Origin of the sequence: Pseudomonas sp. HD6422 (assembly GCF_025377065.1) — a bacterium.
In the GTDB taxonomy this organism is placed as follows: Bacteria; Pseudomonadota; Gammaproteobacteria; order Pseudomonadales; family Pseudomonadaceae; genus Aquipseudomonas; species Aquipseudomonas putida_U.
Map to the genome: position 1 here is coordinate 50997 of NZ_JAHWIW010000029.1, position 15817 is coordinate 66813.

Genomic DNA, 15817 nt, shown 5'->3' on the forward strand with positions numbered 1-15817 from the left:
ACACTGATAATGGCTATCGAGATCAAAGCCCCAACCTTCCCGGAATCGGTTGCCGACGGCACCGTTGCCACCTGGCACAAGCAGCCGGGCGATGCCGTCAAGCGTGACGAGCTGATCGTCGACATCGAGACCGACAAAGTCGTCCTGGAAGTGCTGGCCACCGCCGATGGCGTGCTGGGCGCAATCGTCAAGGGCGAGGGCGACACCGTCCTGTCCGACGAAGTGCTGGGTTCGATCGTTGAAGGCGGAGCCGCTGCCGCCGCTCCTGCTGCTGCCCCGGCCGCTGCTGCCCCGGCTGCCGCTGCTGCTGCCGACGCGGGTGAAGACGACCCGGTCGCCGCTCCAGCTGCGCGCAAGCTGGCTGAAGAGAACGGCATCGACCTGGCTACCGTTGCCGGTACCGGCAAAGGCGGTCGTGTGACCAAGGAAGACGTGGTGGCTGCCGTCGCCAACAAGAAAGCCGCGCCGGCCCCGGCTGCCAAGCCAGCTGCCGCTCCTGCCGCTGCAGTCGTCGCCGCTGCCGGCGATCGCACCGAGAAGCGTGTGCCGATGACCCGCCTGCGTGCCAAGATCGCCGAGCGTCTGGTCGAAGCCCAGTCGAGCATGGCCATGCTGACTACCTTCAACGAAGTCGACATGACCGAAGTCATGGCCCTGCGTTCGAAGTACAAGGACCTGTTCGAGAAGACCCACAACGGCGTACGCCTGGGCTTCATGTCGTTCTTCGTCAAGGCCGCCACCGAAGCACTGAAGCGCTTCCCGGCTGTCAACGCCTCGATCGACGGCAACGACATCGTCTACCACGGTTATGCCGACGTCGGCGTTGCCGTGTCCAGCGATCGTGGCCTGGTGGTACCGGTCCTGCGTAACGCCGAGTCGATGAGCCTGGCCGAAATCGAGAACGGCATCGCCACCTTCGGCAAGAAGGCCCGTGACGGCAAGCTGGCCATCGAAGAAATGACGGGTGGTACCTTCACCATCACCAACGGTGGTACATTCGGCTCGATGATGTCGACCCCGATCGTCAACCCGCCACAGGCTGCCATCCTGGGTATGCACAACATCATCCAGCGCCCGATGGCGATCAATGGCCAAGTGGTCATTCGCCCGATGATGTACCTGGCGCTGTCCTACGACCACCGTCTGATCGATGGCAAGGAAGCCGTGACCTTCCTCGTCACCATCAAGAACCTGCTGGAAGATCCGTCCCGCCTGCTGCTGGACATCTAAACGCGCAGCTGCAAGCTGCAAGCGGCACGCTTCGAGTGAAGGCGTGCCGGCCTTGCGGCTTGCAGCTTGCCGCTTGAAGCTAAAAAGGAATCTTTTATGACCCAGAAATTCGATGTAGTGGTGATTGGTGCAGGTCCCGGCGGCTATGTTGCCGCTATCAAGGCCGCACAACTTGGTCTGAAGACTGCCTGTATCGAGAAGTACACCGACGCCGAGGGCAAGCTGGCCCTGGGCGGTACCTGCCTGAACGTGGGTTGCATTCCTTCCAAGGCGCTGCTGGACAGCTCCTGGAAATACAAGGAAGCCAAAGAGAGCTTCAACGTCCACGGCATCTCCACTGGTGAAGTGAAGATGGACGTCGCCGCGATGGTGGGCCGCAAGGCCGGCATCGTGAAGAACCTGACCGGTGGCGTCGCCACTCTGTTCAAGGCCAACGGCGTCACCTCGATCCAGGGCCACGGCAAACTGCTGGCTGGCAAGAAAGTCGAAGTCACCAAGGCTGACGGCACCACCGAAGTCATCGAAGCCGAGAACGTGATCCTGGCTTCGGGCTCGCGTCCGATCGACATTCCACCGGCTCCGGTCGACCAGAACGTCATCGTCGACTCCACCGGCGCTCTGGAATTCCAATCGGTACCCAAGCGCCTGGGCGTGATCGGTGCTGGCGTCATCGGTCTGGAGCTGGGTTCGGTCTGGTCCCGCCTGGGTGCCGAAGTGACCGTTCTGGAAGCCCTGGACACCTTCCTGATGGCCGCCGACACCGCGGTTTCCAAGGAAGCCCAGAAGACCCTGACCAAGCAGGGCCTGGACATCAAACTGGGCGCTCGTGTGACCGGTTCCAAGGTCAACGGTGAAGAAGTCGAAGTCACCTACACCGACGCCAATGGCGAGCAGAAGATCGTCTTCGACAAGCTGATCGTCGCGGTCGGCCGTCGTCCGGTCACCACTGACCTGCTGGCTGCCGACAGCGGTGTGAACATCGACGAGCGTGGCTACATCTACGTCGACGATCACTGCGCCACCAGCGTTCCAGGCGTCTATGCCATCGGCGACGTGGTCCGTGGTCTGATGCTGGCACACAAGGCCTCGGAAGAGGGCATCATGGTCGTCGAGCGCATCAAGGGCCATAAAGCCCAGATGAACTACGATCTGATCCCATCGGTCATCTACACCCACCCGGAAATCGCGTGGGTCGGCAAGACCGAACAGGCCTTGAAGGCAGAGGGCGTTGAGGTTAACGTGGGCACCTTCCCGTTCGCGGCCAGCGGCCGTGCGATGGCAGCCAACGACACCGGTGGTTTCGTCAAGGTCATCGCCGATGCCAAGACCGACCGCGTCCTGGGTGTTCACGTGATTGGCCCATCGGCTGCCGAACTGGTGCAGCAGGGTGCGATCGCGATGGAATTCGGCACCAGTGCCGAGGATCTGGGCATGATGGTCTTCAGCCATCCGACCCTGTCCGAAGCGCTGCACGAAGCAGCGCTGGCTGTGAATGGCGGCGCCATTCACGTAGCCAACCGTAAGAAGCGTTAATTATAAAAACCACGGCGGATCGCCCGTCGTGAGTCTTGCGTGCATGGCTCACCGCGGAACGTCCGCCGGACCGGATCACAAGGGATAACCCAGGGTCAACGGTCACAGGTGGTGCGGCGCCAAACTTGGCGCAGCACCGAAGCGCAGTACCTAACGAAGACGGTAAAAAGCATGAATCTTCACGAGTATCAGGGTAAGCAGCTGTTCGCTGAGTACGGCCTGCCAGTTTCCAAGGGTTTCGCTGTCGACACCCCTGAGCAAGCGGCAGAAGCCTGCGACAAGATCGGCGGTTCGGAGTGGGTGGTAAAAGCCCAGGTCCACGCCGGTGGTCGCGGTAAAGCGGGCGGCGTCAAGCTGGTTCGCAGCAAAGAAGACGCCAAGGCGTTCGCTGCGCAGTGGTTGGGCAAGAATCTGGTCACCTACCAGACCGATGCCAACGGTCAACCAGTTTCCAAGATCCTGGTCGAGTCCTGCACTGACATCGCCAAAGAGCTGTACCTGGGCGCTGTAGTGGATCGTTCGAGCCGCCGTATCGTGTTCATGGCCTCCACCGAAGGTGGCGTGGACATCGAGAAAGTCGCTCACGACACCCCCGAGAAGATCCTCAAGGCTACCATCGACCCGCTGGTCGGCGCTCAGCCGTTCCAAGGTCGTGAGCTGGCGTTCCAGCTGGGTCTGGAAGGCAAGCAAGTTCAACAGTTCGCCAAGATCTTCGTCGGTCTGGCCAAGCTGTTCAAGGATCACGATCTGGCCCTGCTGGAAGTGAACCCGCTGGTGATCAAGGCCGATGGCGACCTGCACTGCCTCGATGCCAAGATCAACATCGACGCCAACGCCATGTACCGTCAGCCTAAGCTGAAGACCTTCCACGATCCGTCGCAGGACGACGCCCGTGAAGCCCACGCTGCCAAGTTCGAACTGAACTACGTTGCCCTCGAAGGCAACATCGGCTGCATGGTCAACGGTGCCGGCCTGGCCATGGGTACCATGGACATCGTCAACCTGCACGGCGGCAAGCCAGCCAACTTCCTCGACGTTGGCGGCGGCGCTACCAAAGAACGCGTTACCGAAGCGTTCAAGATCATTCTGTCCGACAGCAATGTCGCGGCCGTACTGGTCAACATCTTCGGCGGCATCGTTCGCTGCGACATGATTGCCGAAGGCATCATCGGTGCAGTGAAAGAAGTCGGCGTCAAGGTTCCGGTCGTCGTTCGCCTCGAAGGCAACAACGCCGAACTGGGCGCTAAAGTACTGGCAGAAAGCGGTTTGAACATCATTGCGGCCACCAGCCTGACCGACGCTGCTCAACAAGTTGTCAAAGCTGCGGAGGGCAAGTAATGAGCGTCCTGATCAATAAAGACACCAAAGTCATCTGCCAGGGCTTCACCGGCTCGCAGGGTACTTTCCACTCCGAACAAGCCATCGCCTACGGCACCAAGATGGTTGGCGGCGTGACTCCGGGCAAGGGCGGCACCACTCACCTGGGTCTGCCAGTGTTCAACACCGTGAAAGAAGCGGTAGAAGCCACCGGCGCCGACGCTTCGGTCATCTACGTTCCGGCTCCTTTCTGCAAGGATTCGATCCTGGAAGCGGCCTTCGGCGGCATCAAGCTGATCGTCTGCATCACTGAAGGCATTCCTACCCTGGACATGCTGGATGCCAAGGTCAAGTGCGACGAACTGGGCGTGACCCTGATCGGCCCGAACTGCCCCGGCGTGATCACCCCAGGCGAGTGCAAGATCGGCATCATGCCAGGTCACATTCACCTGCCAGGCAAGGTCGGTATCGTTTCGCGTTCCGGCACCCTGACCTATGAAGCAGTCAAGCAGACCACCGACGCCGGCTTCGGCCAGTCGACCTGCGTCGGTATCGGTGGCGACCCGATCCCAGGCTCGAACTTCATCGACATCCTGAAGCTGTTCCAGGAAGATCCGAAGACCGAAGCGATCGTCATGATCGGTGAGATCGGCGGTTCGGCCGAGGAAGAAGCTGCAGCCTACATCAAGGCCAATGTCACCAAGCCTGTCGTTTCGTACATCGCCGGTGTTACCGCACCTGCGGGCAAGCGCATGGGCCACGCTGGCGCCATCATCTCCGGCGGCAAGGGCACTGCGGACGAGAAATTCGCCGCCCTGCAGGACGCTGGTGTGAAGACCGTGCGTTCCCTGGCTGACATCGGCAAGGCTCTGGCTGAGCTGACTGGCTGGGAAGTCAAGAAGTAACACTGCAATACCCCCCACGCGCACAGAGGCCACCTTCGGGTGGCCTTTGTCGTTTCTGGGGGGAGGTTGGCCTAGCTTTTTTCGATGGGCTTAATAGGAATTTTCTGAGAGACGGAGCTGCTGAGTCCTTCAATAATGACGCTCGTCTTCGGTTGCACAGACGACAAACATAGTCATACATCGGACAAGCGGGTCCGTTGCAGTGCGTTTGTCCAGTAAAACGGTTAATCTACGCGTTCACTCTGTGCCCGTGCCCCAAAAGGGAACGACACGCTAAACGGGTCTGGCTCACCAAGCCGGGCAGCATTTCCCCCACCCATGGGGAAATCCCCTCTCGAATCCCGATTTCAGCAGTGTGGTACTACCCTAAATGAAAGTTCTGAAAGGCCAGGATATCCTGGCGCTTGGCTTTATGACGTTTGCGCTTTTCGTCGGTGCAGGCAATATCATCTTTCCGCCCATCGTCGGCCTGCAGTCCGGTCCCCACGTGTGGATGGCCGCACTCGGCTTCCTGGTGACCGCGGTCGGCTTGCCGGTCATCACAGTGGTCGCCCTGGCCAAGGTCGGTGGCGGTATGGATGCCTTGAGCAGCCCGATTGGCAAGTTCTTCGGTGGCTTGCTGGCAGCAGTGTGCTACCTGTCGGTCGGTCCGCTGTTCGCTACCCCGCGCACCGCGACCGTGTCCTTCGAGGTGGGTGTCGCGCCGTTGACCGGCGAAAGCCCGACCGCGCTGTTCATCTACAGCCTGGTGTACTTCGCCGTGGTACTGGCGGTGTCCATGTATCCTGGCAAGTTGCTCGACACCGTGGGGCGCTTCCTCGCGCCATTGAAGATCATCGCCCTGGCGGTGCTCGGCATCGCGGCCTTCATGCTGCCGGCTGGGACCGTCGGCGAGGCGCAGCCGGCCTATGCCGCCGCCGCGTTCTCCAAGGGCTTCGCCGATGGTTACCTGACCATGGATACCTTGGGTGCCCTGGTATTCGGTATCGTCATCGTCAACGCCATCCGTTCGCGGGGCGTGGAGTCGCCGAAGCTGATCACCCGCTATGCCATCATCGCCGGCCTGATCGCCGGTGTCGGCCTGGCGCTGGTGTACATCAGCCTGTTCCGCCTGGGGTCGAGCAGCCATGAAATCGCAGCCGGTGCCACCAACGGCGCGGCGGTATTGCATGCCTACGTGCAGCACACCTTCGGCTCGCTGGGCAGCGGCTTCCTGGCCGTGTTGATCGCTCTGGCCTGTCTGGTGACGGCCGTTGGCCTGACCTGTGCCTGCGCCGAATATTTCAGCCAGATGCTGCCGCTGTCGTACCGGACACTGGTGGTGATTCTGGCCGGCTTCTCGCTGTTGATCTCCAACCTGGGTCTGACCAAGCTGATCATGTTCTCGATTCCGGTCCTCACCGCGATCTATCCGCCGTGCATCGTGGTCGTCGGGCTGAGTTTCGTCAAAGACCTGTGGAACTCACCATCGCGCATCCTTGCACCGGTGATGCTGGTCTCCTTGCTGTTCGGTATCGTCGATGCCATCAAGGGCAGCGACATCGCCCACGTGCTGCCGGACTTCATGGCGCACTTGCCGCTGAGTGACCAAGGCCTGGCCTGGCTGGTGCCTTCGGTGGTGACCCTGGTTGGCGCTGTGGCGTGCGACCGTATGCTTGGCAAGCCACGCGAAGCGTTGGCCTGATGTGTTGAAGCCAACGCTAGCTGTCGGCCACAAGCCGTAGGGCAGCTAGCGAGGGTCTCGATGCGAAAAACCCCGTATCCGCAAGGATACGGGGTTTTTTTTGGTTCTTCACGGATGAGCGGAGGGGCTGTGGGGACATCCGAGGCGCCCTTGGAAATTTCTCGCCAGGTCTGTGCCTTTTGCTTTCATCAAACGTCGAAAGGCGGTCACTCGTCGATATGTGCGCCTGACCCTCGAGGATCCTGCATGAACTTCATCCAAAGCAACCTCCACAATTTCCTGGCCGTCTGCTGGTTCGCCCTGTGTTGGGGCGGGTATACCCGTTACGCCATCTGGAAAGGCCGCGACACGGCATGCCTGGCCAGCGTCCTGCATCTGTATCGAGAGGACTGGATGCGCCGCATGCTGCTGCGTGACAACCGTATCGCCGACGCCAGCGTGATAGGCAACCTCGAACGTAACGCTTCGTTCTTCGCCTCCAGCACCCTGATCATCCTGGCGGGTATCCTTACGGTGCTGGGCGCATCCGACCGGGCGCTGTCGTTGCTGGCGGACCTGCCTTTGGTGCAGCAGGCTTCGCAGGGTATGTCGGAGATCAAGTTGCTGTGCCTGGCCATGGTATTCGTCTATGCCTTCTTCACCTTCAGCTGGTGTATGCGTCAATACAATTTCGCTGCAGTGCTGGTGGGGTCTGCACCGATGATTGGCGAGCGTTTGGTCAATGAGCTGGAGCGCAAGGCATTCGCCTCGCGGGCGGCGCGAGTATTGTCGCTGGCGGCTAACCAGTTCAACTTCGGTTTGCGCTCTTACTACTTCGGCATGGCCATGTTGACCTGGTTCATCAGCCCATGGTTGTTCATGGTGGTGAGTGTTGGGGTAGTGCTGATCCTGTATCGCCGTGAGTTTCATTCCGATGTGCTGGAAGTGATGGTATTCACGCCGACGGAACATGTATCGGATGTACCGCGCGATACCGCGGGTAGCAATGCCTGAAACGTTTAACCGAAATACCCGAGGCATAAAAAAACCCGACCTGAGTCGGGTTTTTTGTGCGGCGCTCTGTTACTGCTTGGCAGGCTCGGCCGGGGCAGTTTCTGGAGCTGGCGTTGCCGGAGCAGCTTCCTCGGCAGCTTTTTGCTCAGCTTCAGCCTGATCTTTGGCGGCTTCGGCGTTTTCCTTGGCAGCGTCGTTCATTTTATCCTGAGCTTCACCCATCTTTTCCTGGGCCTGCTCGGCGTGTTCCTGTGCGTCCTGGGCTTTGTCTTCGCTCGCTTTATCGCAAGCGGCCAGACCCATGGCAGCGGCCAGCATCAGAGCAAAAGCAAAAGGTTTACGCATGGGGTGTTTCTCCTTGGTGGAATAATTGACTTGATCCTTGGAGCTATAGGATACGGCATTAGTTCCGGAAAAATTACAAATATATAACGTCCTATCCTATATAGACTTTTTTCAGGTTTTATGCAGCTTCGTAAGCAGGGTCCGATGCAACCAGGGAAGTGTCCGCATGAATACAACAAGTTTGATGGCCATGGCCGAGCGATTTCTCGGTGCACTGAAACATTGTCAGTTACTGCGCATGCGCGTAGCCCACGCCGATGCCGACGGCATGACCCTGGTGCTGCCATGGTCGCCGCATATCGTTGGCAATCCGCAGACCGGCGCTGTGCATGGCGGCGCCCTGAGCACCCTGATGGATACCACCTGCGGCATGGCCACACTGTGTGCGCTGCCACGTTTCGAGGTCTGCCCGACCCTCGACCTGCGTATCGATTTCATGCACCCCGCGCAGCAGGGCAAGGATATCTTCGCCCATGCCCATTGCTATCGGGTGACCCGCGATGTGATCTTCACGCGCGGCAGTGCCTACCAGGATGACCCGGCGCGCCCAGTCTGCCAGGTGGTCGGCACCTTCATGCGCCTGGGCCAGGACGTGCGCGGCGGACTCGGCTTTGGCGCGCGGCTCAAGGAGGATGACGCATGATGGACGCAGCGTTACGCCAACAGCTCAACCGGGCCCATGCCAAGGGTGACTACCGGCCACTGCTGGCGTTGATCCCCTATGCGGGTCTGATCGGTATCGAATGCCAGCGCCAGGGCGACGACCTGCTGTTCCGCCTGCCAGCCAGTCCGGACAACGTCGGCAACCCGTTGCTGCCGGCCCTGCACGGAGGCGTGATCGCGGGCTTCATGGAGCTTGCCGCCGAACTGTATCTGTTGATCTACAGCGACAGTGTGAGCATTCCCAAGATCATCGATTTCTCCATCGACTACCTGCGCGCCGGCCACCTGAGAGACACCTACGCCCAGTGCCAGTTGTGGCGCCAAGGCCGGCGCGTGACCAATGTCGCCGTCACCGCCTGGCAGGGCGAATCCCAGGAGCCGATCGCCACGGCACGGGCGCATTTCAAGATCGAGCCGCAAAAGCCCTTGAAATCGTCGGGGCAGCCCCCATCTGCATGACATCCCGCCGTTAAAGCAGGCCGCTGCGGCCGCAGGCGATCACTGCCATCAGATTGGAGTTTTGAAGACCATGAGTGTGGAGACTCAAAAAGAAACCCTGGGCTTCCAGACCGAGGTGAAGCAACTGCTTCACCTCATGATCCATTCCCTGTATTCGAACAAGGAGATCTTCCTTCGCGAGCTGATCTCCAACGCTTCCGACGCCGCCGACAAGCTGCGCTTCGAGGCCCTGGCCAAGCCCGAGCTGTTTGAGGGCGACACCGATCTGAAGATCCGCCTGAGCTTCGACAAGGACGCCGGTACCGTGACCCTCGAGGACAACGGCATCGGCATGAGCCGCGAAGACGTCATCACCCATCTGGGCACCATCGCCAAGTCCGGCACCGCCGACTTCATGAAGAACCTAACCGGTGACCAGAAAAAGGACTCGCACCTGATCGGTCAGTTCGGCGTGGGCTTCTATTCGGCGTTCATCGTCGCCGACAAGGTCGACGTATATAGCCGCCGTGCCGGTCAGCCGGCTGCCGAGGGCGTGCACTGGTCGTCCAAGGGCGAAGGTGAATTCGAAGTCGCCACTATCGACAAGCCGCAACGCGGCACCCGCATCGTCCTGCACCTGAAAAAGGATGAGCAGGAGTTCGCCGATGGCTGGCGCCTGCGCAACGTGGTCAAGAAATACTCCGACCACATCGCCCTGCCGATCCAGCTGCCCAAAGAGCAGGCGGCCGCCGAAGGCGAAGAGCAACCGGCCGAAGAGTGGGAAACCGTCAACCGCGCCAGTGCGCTGTGGACCCGTCCGCGTACCGAAATCAAGGACGAGGAATACCAGGAGTTCTACAAGCACATCGGTCATGACTTCGAAAACCCGCTGGCCTGGAGCCACAACAAGGTCGAAGGCAAGCTCGAATACAACTCGCTGCTCTACGTCCCCGCCCGCGCGCCGTTCGACCTGTACCAGCGCGAAGCGCCACGTGGCCTGAAATTGTACGTGCAGCGCGTGTTCATCATGGACCAGGCCGAGTCGTTCCTGCCCCTGTACCTGCGCTTCATCAAGGGCGTGGTCGACTCCAACGACCTGTCGCTGAACGTATCTCGCGAGATCCTGCAGAAGGATCCGATCATCGATTCGATGAAATCGGCGCTGACCAAGCGCGTACTGGACATGCTGGAGAAGCTGGCGAAGAACGAACCCGAACAGTACAAGGGTTTCTGGAAGAACTTCGGCCAAGTATTGAAGGAAGGTCCGGCCGAAGACTTCGCCAACAAGGAAAAGATCGCCGGGCTGCTGCGCTTTGCCTCCACTCAGGACGACAGCGGCGAGCAGGTCGTCGCGCTGGCCGATTACCTGGCGCGCGCCAAGGAAGGCCAGGACAAGATCTACTACCTCACCGGCGAATCCTACGCTCAAGTCAAGAACAGCCCGCACCTGGAGGTCTTCCGCAAGAAAGGCATCGAGGTCCTGCTGCTGACCGATCGCATCGACGAGTGGCTGATGAGCTACCTGAGCGAGTTCGACGGCAAGCAGTTCGTCGACGTCGCCCGCGGCGACCTGGACCTGGGCAACCTGGACTCCGAAGAAGACAAGAAGGCCCAGGAAGAAGTCGCCAAGGAAAAAGAAGGCCTGGTCGAGCGCCTCAAGGGTGCGCTGGGTGAGGCTGTCGCCGAAGTGCGTGTCTCCCATCGTCTGACCGACTCCCCGGCGATTCTGGCGATCGGCGAACAGGACCTGGGCGTGCAGATGCGCCAGATCCTCGAGGCGAGCGGTCAGAAAGTGCCGGACTCCAAGCCGATCTTCGAATTCAACCCGACCCATCCGCTGATCGAGAAGCTGGACAACGAGCAGAGCGAAGACCGATTCGCCGAGCTGTCGCACATCCTCTTCGACCAGGCGGCGCTGGCGGCCGGTGATAGCTTGAAAGACCCGGCGGCTTACGTTCGTCGCCTGAACAAGCTGTTGGTCGAACTGTCTGCTTGAGTAGAAATGGAAAGCCCGCTTCGGCGGGCTTTTTTCATGGCTGCCTGTTTAAAGAACCGCGCCTAAGGAGTGCTTGATGAGCAAGGTAATCGTCGAATCGTTGATCTATCACCTGTCCGGCAAGACCTACGAGAGTCGCCTGGTCTATACCCCCGGCTCGATGCCGCAGCCGGGCCTGGTGATGGCTCCGAACTGGATGGGTATCAGTGAAGGTGCCGAGCGCATTGCCAAGGAAGTGGCGGAAAAGGGCTATGTGGTACTGATTGCCGATCTATATGGGCAATCGGTGCGTCCGTCCAATGCCGATGAAGCCGGTGCGGCGATGATGCCGTTGAAGAATGACCGTGGTGAACTGCGCAAGCGCATGCAGGAGGCCCTCGCGCAGTTGCTGGGGCAGTCCAAGGCATTGCTCGAGCCGGGCAAGGTCGCTGCGTTCGGCTTCTGCTTCGGCGGCTGCTGTGCCCTGGAGCTGGCACGTGACGGTGCTGATCTGAAGGCGGCGGTGTCGTTCCATGGCACCCTGGATACGCCGGACCCTGAGGACGCCAAGCGCATCAAAGGCTCGGTGTTGGTGCTGCATGGTGCGTCCGACCCGTTGGTGCCCAAGGAGCAACTGCCGGCGTTCGAGGACGAGATGAATGCTGCCAAGGTCGACTGGCAGCTGCTCAGCTATGGCGGTGCGGTGCATTCGTTCACCGATCCGAACGCCAATGTGCCGGGCAAGATGCAGTATGACCGCCGCACGTCGGAGCGAGCGTTCCGCTCGATGCACAACCTGCTGACTGAAGTGTTCCAGCGCTGATGCAACCAGGGGCCGCAAAGCGGCCCCTGTTCAGCGAGGCAACTCGATTCTCGAAGACTCTCCTGGAACGCCAGGCCAATCCCCCGCAGCCCACCTCGCCCTGGCCTGTTCGATCAACTCCGGATCGCTGGCTACGAAGTTCCAGTTCATCCTCCGCGGCCCATCCAGCGGCGCGCCGCCGATCAACACCAACTGACATTCCCCCTCGGCATACAGGCTGACTGGCTCGCCTTCAGGCAGCACGATCAGGCTACAGGCTTCGATCTCCTCGTCATCGAGCACCAGTTCGCCGTCGAGCAGGTACAGTGCCCGCTGTGGATGTTCGCAAGGCACCAGGAGCGTAGTGGCAGGTTGCATCTGCACATGGGCGTACAGGGTAGGGGAGAGCACCGGTACGGGCGACTCCAGGCAGAAACCATTGCCGGCGATCATGCAGATGCGTACCCCCAGGTTCTCGCTGACCGGCAAGCTCGCCGCCGGATGATGGCTGTAGCTGGGCTCGCCTTGTTCGAATTCCCGTGGCGACGCCAGCCATACCTGCAGGCCATGCAGGCGAGAGCCGTGGGTCAGGGCGTCGGTTGGGGTGCGCTCGACGTGCGCGACCCCCTTGCCGGCTGTCATCCAGCTCACATCCCCGGGTAACACATGTTGCGCCGAGCCCAGGCTGTCCTTGTGCAGGATCGTCCCTTCGAACAGGTAGGTCAGGGTCGACAGGCCGATATGGGGGTGTTGGCGGATGTCCATCCCATGGCCGGGTGCGTAATCGGTTTCGAGCATGTGATCGAAGAACACGAATGGGCCGACACTCCGGCACTGGGCCGAAGGCAGCGGGCGCAGGATCGGTTGGCCCTCGACCGATTCGACACGAGGGTGGATGACCAGTGGGCTGCTCATGGTGGGCTCCAACAGGGAGGAAATGCACCCAGCATAGCGGGTTGCCAGGCAATGCTGAACCGTTGCGCTTGGGCTTGGGTCTACCTTGTTCAAAGCCACCACAAGGAACGCTCCGATGATCGTCAAAGCACTGGCTGGCATGCTGTTGTGCGGTTGGATGTGCCAAGCCGCACAGGCCCGCGAGTACCGCTACAGTGACGCCCACCTGCACTACGTGGACTTCTTCCAGGAAACCGAAGGCATGCCTGCGCTGATTCAGGCCATGGATGAGGCTGGCGTGGCACAGTCGATGATTTCCGGTATCCCGGTGGCCAAGAAGTGGCACGAGGACGAACCCAAGCGCCCACGCTATTACGCCGGAGACGATGCCGATGCATATTGGTACAGCGCCACCGATGTCTATGTGGCGGCCGCGCTGGAAAAGCTGCCTGAGCAGCAGCGCCGGCGCTTTCACCCGTTTCTGAGTGGTTTCAATCCGGTGGACAAGAACGCTGTCAGCCATATCGAGCGGATGCTCGATTTGTACCCTGGCCTTTGGCAGGGCATCGGCGAGGTGTTCACCCGCCATGATGACCTGACCGCCCTCACCAGTGGTGATACACCGCGCGCCAACAATGAGGCCATGACCCGCATCTACCACCTGGCCGCTGAACGTGACCTGCCGGTATTGCTGCACTCCAACATCACCTCCAAGCGTGAGCGCAATCCGTTGTACCTGGCCGAGATCGAGGAGCCTCTACGTAACCATCCGCATACTCGTTTCATCTGGGCTCATGCCGGGAGCAGCCTGGAGATCCATCGGCACCAGACGCAGATGGATTTTCTGCTGCCGGTGTTGACTCGCTTGCTGGAGGATTATCCAAATCTGTATATCGATTTGTCCTGGAGCGTGCTCCAGCCCTACCTGCTGGATAAGCAGGGTGAGCCGCGCAAAGAGTGGCTGGCGCTGGTCGAGAAGTACCCCGAGCGTTTCATGCTGGGTTCCGACGTGGTGGGGCGTTTCGCTAGCGTGGGCGAGCAGATGCGCGGGTTCGAGCCGTTTCTGGACGCGTTGCCGGAAGACGTGGCGATCAAGGTCGCGCGGGAGAATTTCCTGGCGGTGCTGCCCGGCAACAAGTGATGGTGGTCTGTGCCGGTGCTTTCGCGGGGCACTGACCCATACAAACGAAAACGCCCCGAACCAGTCGGGGCGTTTTCGATTACCGCATCAGCGTCTTACTTGCCTTCCCAGCGCTTGAGCACCAGGGTGGCGTTGGTGCCGCCGAAGCCGAAGCTGTTGCTCATGACCGTGTCGATCTTGGCGTTTTCTTCGGTCTTGCGCAGGATCGGCAGGTCGGCGACCTCTGGATCCAGCTCGTCGATGTTGGCGGAGCCGGCGATGAAGTTGTTTTCCATCATCAGCAGGCAGTAGATCGCCTCGTGCACGCCGGCGGCGCCCAGGGAGTGGCCCGACAGGCTCTTGGTCGAACTGATCTTGGGCGCCTTGTCGCCGAACACTTCGCGAACACCCTTGATCTCCGCGACGTCACCGACCGGAGTCGAGGTGCCGTGGGTGTTCAGGTAGTCGATCGGGGTGTCGACGGTGGACAGCGCCTGCTGCATGCAGCGGATGGCGCCTTCGCCGCTCGGTGCGACCATGTCGTAGCCATCGGAAGTCGCGCCGTAGCCGACAATCTCGGCGTAGATCTTGGCGCCACGGGCCAGGGCGTGTTCCAGCTCCTCGACCACCACCATGCCGCCGCCGCCAGCGATGACGAAGCCATCACGGTCAGCGTCGTAGGCGCGCGAGGCCAGTTCCGGGGTGTCGTTGCGCTTGGTCGACAGGGCGCCCATGGCATCGAACAGGAACGACTGGCTCCAGTGCTCTTCTTCGCCGCCGCCGGCGAAGACGATGTCCTGCTTGCCCCACTGGATCTGCTCCAGGGCGGTACCGATGCAGTGTGCCGAGGTGGCGCAGGCCGACGAGATCGAATAGTTGATGCCCTTGATCTTGAACGGGGTGGCCAGGCACGCCGATACGGTGCTGCCCATGGTGCGGGTCACACGGTAGGGGCCGACGCGCTTGACGCCTTTTTCACGCAGGGTGTCCAGCGCTTCCATCTGGTTCAGGGTCGAGGCGCCGCCGGAGCCGGCCACCAGACCGGTACGGGGGTTGGAAACCTGTTCTTCGGTCAGGCCGGCGTCCTTGATCGCATCCTGCATCGCCAGGTAGGCGTAAGCCGCGGCGTGACCGACGAAGCGGTAGACCTTGCGGTCGATCAGTTCTTCGAGGTTGAGGTCGATGGAGCCGGAAACCTGGCTACGCAGCCCCTGTTCCTTGTATTCCGGGTTGTAACGGATACCCGGACGGCTGTTGCGCAGGTTTTCGGTGACGGTAGCTTTGTCATTGCCCAGGCACGAAACGATGCCCAGACCAGTGATAACGACGCGGCGCATGCGAATAACCCTTAGAAATTGTCAGTGGAGGTGAACACGCCGACCCGCAGGCCTTCGGCAGTGTAGATCTCGCGGCCGTCGACGCTGACCGAGCCATCGGCGATGGCCATGTTCAGCTTGCCCTTCAGGACGCGCTTGATGTGGATGTTGTAGGTGACTTTCTTGGCGGTGGGCAGTACCTGGCCAAAGAATTTCACTTCGCCCGAACCCAGCGCTCGGCCACGGCCTGGCAGGCCTTGCCAGCCGAGGAAGAAACCGACCAGCTGCCACATGGCGTCGAGGCCCAGGCAGCCTGGCATCACCGGGTCACCCTCGAAGTGGCAGGCGAAGAACCACAGGTCCGGGGTGATATCCAGCTCGGCGACCAATTCACCTTTGCCGTACTTGCCGCCTTCTTCGCTGATGTGGGTGATGCGATCGACCATCAGCATGTTCGGGGCGGGCAGTTGCGCATTACCTGGGCCGAACAGCTCACCGCGACTGCAGCGCAGCAGGTCTTCCCGAGTAAAGGCGTGTTGTTTGGTCATGCGAGCTCCTCAATAACCCCCTGTGGCAGGGGATGAATCTTCCCGGCCGGCCCG

The 15817-nt window shown here is 60.8% G+C and carries 15 protein-coding genes; 11 read left to right on the forward strand and 4 right to left on the reverse strand.

The window, feature by feature from the left end:
- The first annotated feature begins 9 nt into the window (after positions 1-9).
- From odhB to KY379_RS20315, 6 genes are all read left to right on the forward strand, one after another.
- Entirely contained in the window at positions 10-1230 is a 1221-nt protein-coding gene (odhB, locus tag KY379_RS20290) for a 2-oxoglutarate dehydrogenase complex dihydrolipoyllysine-residue succinyltransferase (protein ID WP_133331440.1), read from the forward strand.
- 96 nt (positions 1231-1326) lie between these two features.
- Complete coding sequence (gene lpdA, locus KY379_RS20295) at positions 1327-2763, forward strand: dihydrolipoyl dehydrogenase (RefSeq protein ID WP_133331437.1); 1437 nt, start codon at positions 1327-1329, stop codon at positions 2761-2763.
- 171 nt (positions 2764-2934) lie between these two features.
- On the forward strand, positions 2935-4101 hold the full coding sequence (gene sucC, locus KY379_RS20300; protein WP_029612068.1) for an ADP-forming succinate--CoA ligase subunit beta: 1167 nt from the start codon (positions 2935-2937) through the stop codon (positions 4099-4101).
- Positions 4101-4985: a succinate--CoA ligase subunit alpha gene (sucD, locus tag KY379_RS20305; RefSeq protein ID WP_004376004.1), complete on the forward strand. Its 885-nt coding sequence runs from the start codon at positions 4101-4103 to the stop codon at positions 4983-4985. Before sucC ends, sucD begins: the two co-directional genes overlap by 1 nt.
- Positions 4986-5355: 370 nt before the next feature.
- Positions 5356-6669: a branched-chain amino acid transport system II carrier protein gene (brnQ, locus tag KY379_RS20310; protein WP_133331435.1), complete on the forward strand. Its 1314-nt coding sequence runs from the start codon at positions 5356-5358 to the stop codon at positions 6667-6669.
- A 246-nt stretch (positions 6670-6915) separates the two neighbouring features.
- Positions 6916-7662 (forward strand): DUF599 domain-containing protein, encoded by a 747-nt coding sequence (locus KY379_RS20315; protein WP_133331433.1) that lies wholly within the window; start codon positions 6916-6918, stop codon positions 7660-7662.
- Positions 7663-7731: 69 nt separating this feature from the next.
- Here the strand turns inward: KY379_RS20315 and KY379_RS20320 are convergent, their stop codons facing one another.
- Positions 7732-8007, reverse strand: a complete 276-nt coding sequence (locus KY379_RS20320; protein ID WP_133331431.1) for a hypothetical protein — start codon at positions 8005-8007, stop codon at positions 7732-7734.
- A 166-nt stretch (positions 8008-8173) separates the two neighbouring features.
- Here KY379_RS20320 and KY379_RS20325 point away from each other — a divergent pair, with 166 nt between their 5' ends.
- The 4 genes from KY379_RS20325 to KY379_RS20340 all read left to right on the forward strand — a co-directional run bounded on the left by KY379_RS20325 (position 8174) and on the right by KY379_RS20340 (position 11906).
- Positions 8174-8650, forward strand: coding sequence for a PaaI family thioesterase (locus tag KY379_RS20325; protein WP_133331429.1), 477 nt, complete (start codon positions 8174-8176; stop codon positions 8648-8650).
- A complete protein-coding gene (locus KY379_RS20330) occupies positions 8647-9129 on the forward strand; it encodes a PaaI family thioesterase (RefSeq protein ID WP_261241194.1) in 483 nt (160 codons plus the stop codon). Before KY379_RS20325 ends, KY379_RS20330 begins: the two co-directional genes overlap by 4 nt.
- A 70-nt stretch (positions 9130-9199) precedes the next feature.
- On the forward strand, positions 9200-11104 hold the full coding sequence (gene htpG / locus KY379_RS20335) for a molecular chaperone HtpG (RefSeq protein ID WP_261241193.1): 1905 nt from the start codon (positions 9200-9202) through the stop codon (positions 11102-11104).
- Positions 11105-11180: 76 nt separating this feature from the next.
- Entirely contained in the window at positions 11181-11906 is a 726-nt protein-coding gene (locus KY379_RS20340) for a dienelactone hydrolase family protein (protein ID WP_261241192.1), read from the forward strand.
- A 30-nt stretch (positions 11907-11936) separates the two neighbouring features.
- On the opposite strand, the gene KY379_RS20345 is transcribed toward KY379_RS20340, so the two are convergent.
- Entirely contained in the window at positions 11937-12800 is an 864-nt protein-coding gene (locus KY379_RS20345; RefSeq protein ID WP_196172642.1) for a pirin family protein, read from the reverse strand.
- A gap of 115 nt (positions 12801-12915) precedes the next feature.
- Between KY379_RS20345 and KY379_RS20350 the strand changes: the two genes are divergently transcribed.
- Positions 12916-13920 (forward strand): amidohydrolase family protein, encoded by a 1005-nt coding sequence (locus KY379_RS20350; RefSeq protein WP_261241191.1) that lies wholly within the window; start codon positions 12916-12918, stop codon positions 13918-13920.
- 95 nt (positions 13921-14015) lie between these two features.
- Here KY379_RS20350 and fabB read toward each other — a convergent pair whose 3' ends face one another.
- Both fabB and fabA read right to left on the reverse strand, forming a co-directional pair.
- Entirely contained in the window at positions 14016-15236 is a 1221-nt protein-coding gene (gene fabB / locus KY379_RS20355) for a beta-ketoacyl-ACP synthase I (protein WP_133331417.1), read from the reverse strand.
- Between the two features lie 11 nt (positions 15237-15247).
- Positions 15248-15763 (reverse strand): 3-hydroxyacyl-[acyl-carrier-protein] dehydratase FabA, encoded by a 516-nt coding sequence (gene fabA, locus KY379_RS20360; protein ID WP_008089108.1) that lies wholly within the window; start codon positions 15761-15763, stop codon positions 15248-15250.
- Positions 15764-15817: the final 54 nt, after the last annotated feature.

What these genes read in the sequence shown, in the direction of transcription:
- odhB (WP_133331440.1), top strand. Translation starts at nt 10, where the DNA reads ATGGCTATCGAGATCAAAGCCCCAACCTTCCCGGAATCGGTTGCCGAC.
- lpdA (WP_133331437.1), top strand. Translation starts at nt 1,327, where the DNA reads ATGACCCAGAAATTCGATGTAGTGGTGATTGGTGCAGGTCCCGGCGGC.
- sucC (WP_029612068.1), top strand. Translation starts at nt 2,935, where the DNA reads ATGAATCTTCACGAGTATCAGGGTAAGCAGCTGTTCGCTGAGTACGGC.
- sucD (WP_004376004.1), top strand. Translation starts at nt 4,101, where the DNA reads ATGAGCGTCCTGATCAATAAAGACACCAAAGTCATCTGCCAGGGCTTC.
- brnQ (WP_133331435.1), top strand. Translation starts at nt 5,356, where the DNA reads ATGAAAGTTCTGAAAGGCCAGGATATCCTGGCGCTTGGCTTTATGACG.
- KY379_RS20315 (WP_133331433.1), top strand. Translation starts at nt 6,916, where the DNA reads ATGAACTTCATCCAAAGCAACCTCCACAATTTCCTGGCCGTCTGCTGG.
- KY379_RS20320 (WP_133331431.1), bottom strand. Translation starts at nt 8,007, where the DNA reads ATGCGTAAACCTTTTGCTTTTGCTCTGATGCTGGCCGCTGCCATGGGT.
- KY379_RS20325 (WP_133331429.1), top strand. Translation starts at nt 8,174, where the DNA reads ATGAATACAACAAGTTTGATGGCCATGGCCGAGCGATTTCTCGGTGCA.
- KY379_RS20330 (WP_261241194.1), top strand. Translation starts at nt 8,647, where the DNA reads ATGATGGACGCAGCGTTACGCCAACAGCTCAACCGGGCCCATGCCAAG.
- htpG (WP_261241193.1), top strand. Translation starts at nt 9,200, where the DNA reads ATGAGTGTGGAGACTCAAAAAGAAACCCTGGGCTTCCAGACCGAGGTG.
- KY379_RS20340 (WP_261241192.1), top strand. Translation starts at nt 11,181, where the DNA reads ATGAGCAAGGTAATCGTCGAATCGTTGATCTATCACCTGTCCGGCAAG.
- KY379_RS20345 (WP_196172642.1), bottom strand. Translation starts at nt 12,800, where the DNA reads ATGAGCAGCCCACTGGTCATCCACCCTCGTGTCGAATCGGTCGAGGGC.
- KY379_RS20350 (WP_261241191.1), top strand. Translation starts at nt 12,916, where the DNA reads ATGATCGTCAAAGCACTGGCTGGCATGCTGTTGTGCGGTTGGATGTGC.
- fabB (WP_133331417.1), bottom strand. Translation starts at nt 15,236, where the DNA reads ATGCGCCGCGTCGTTATCACTGGTCTGGGCATCGTTTCGTGCCTGGGC.
- fabA (WP_008089108.1), bottom strand. Translation starts at nt 15,763, where the DNA reads ATGACCAAACAACACGCCTTTACTCGGGAAGACCTGCTGCGCTGCAGT.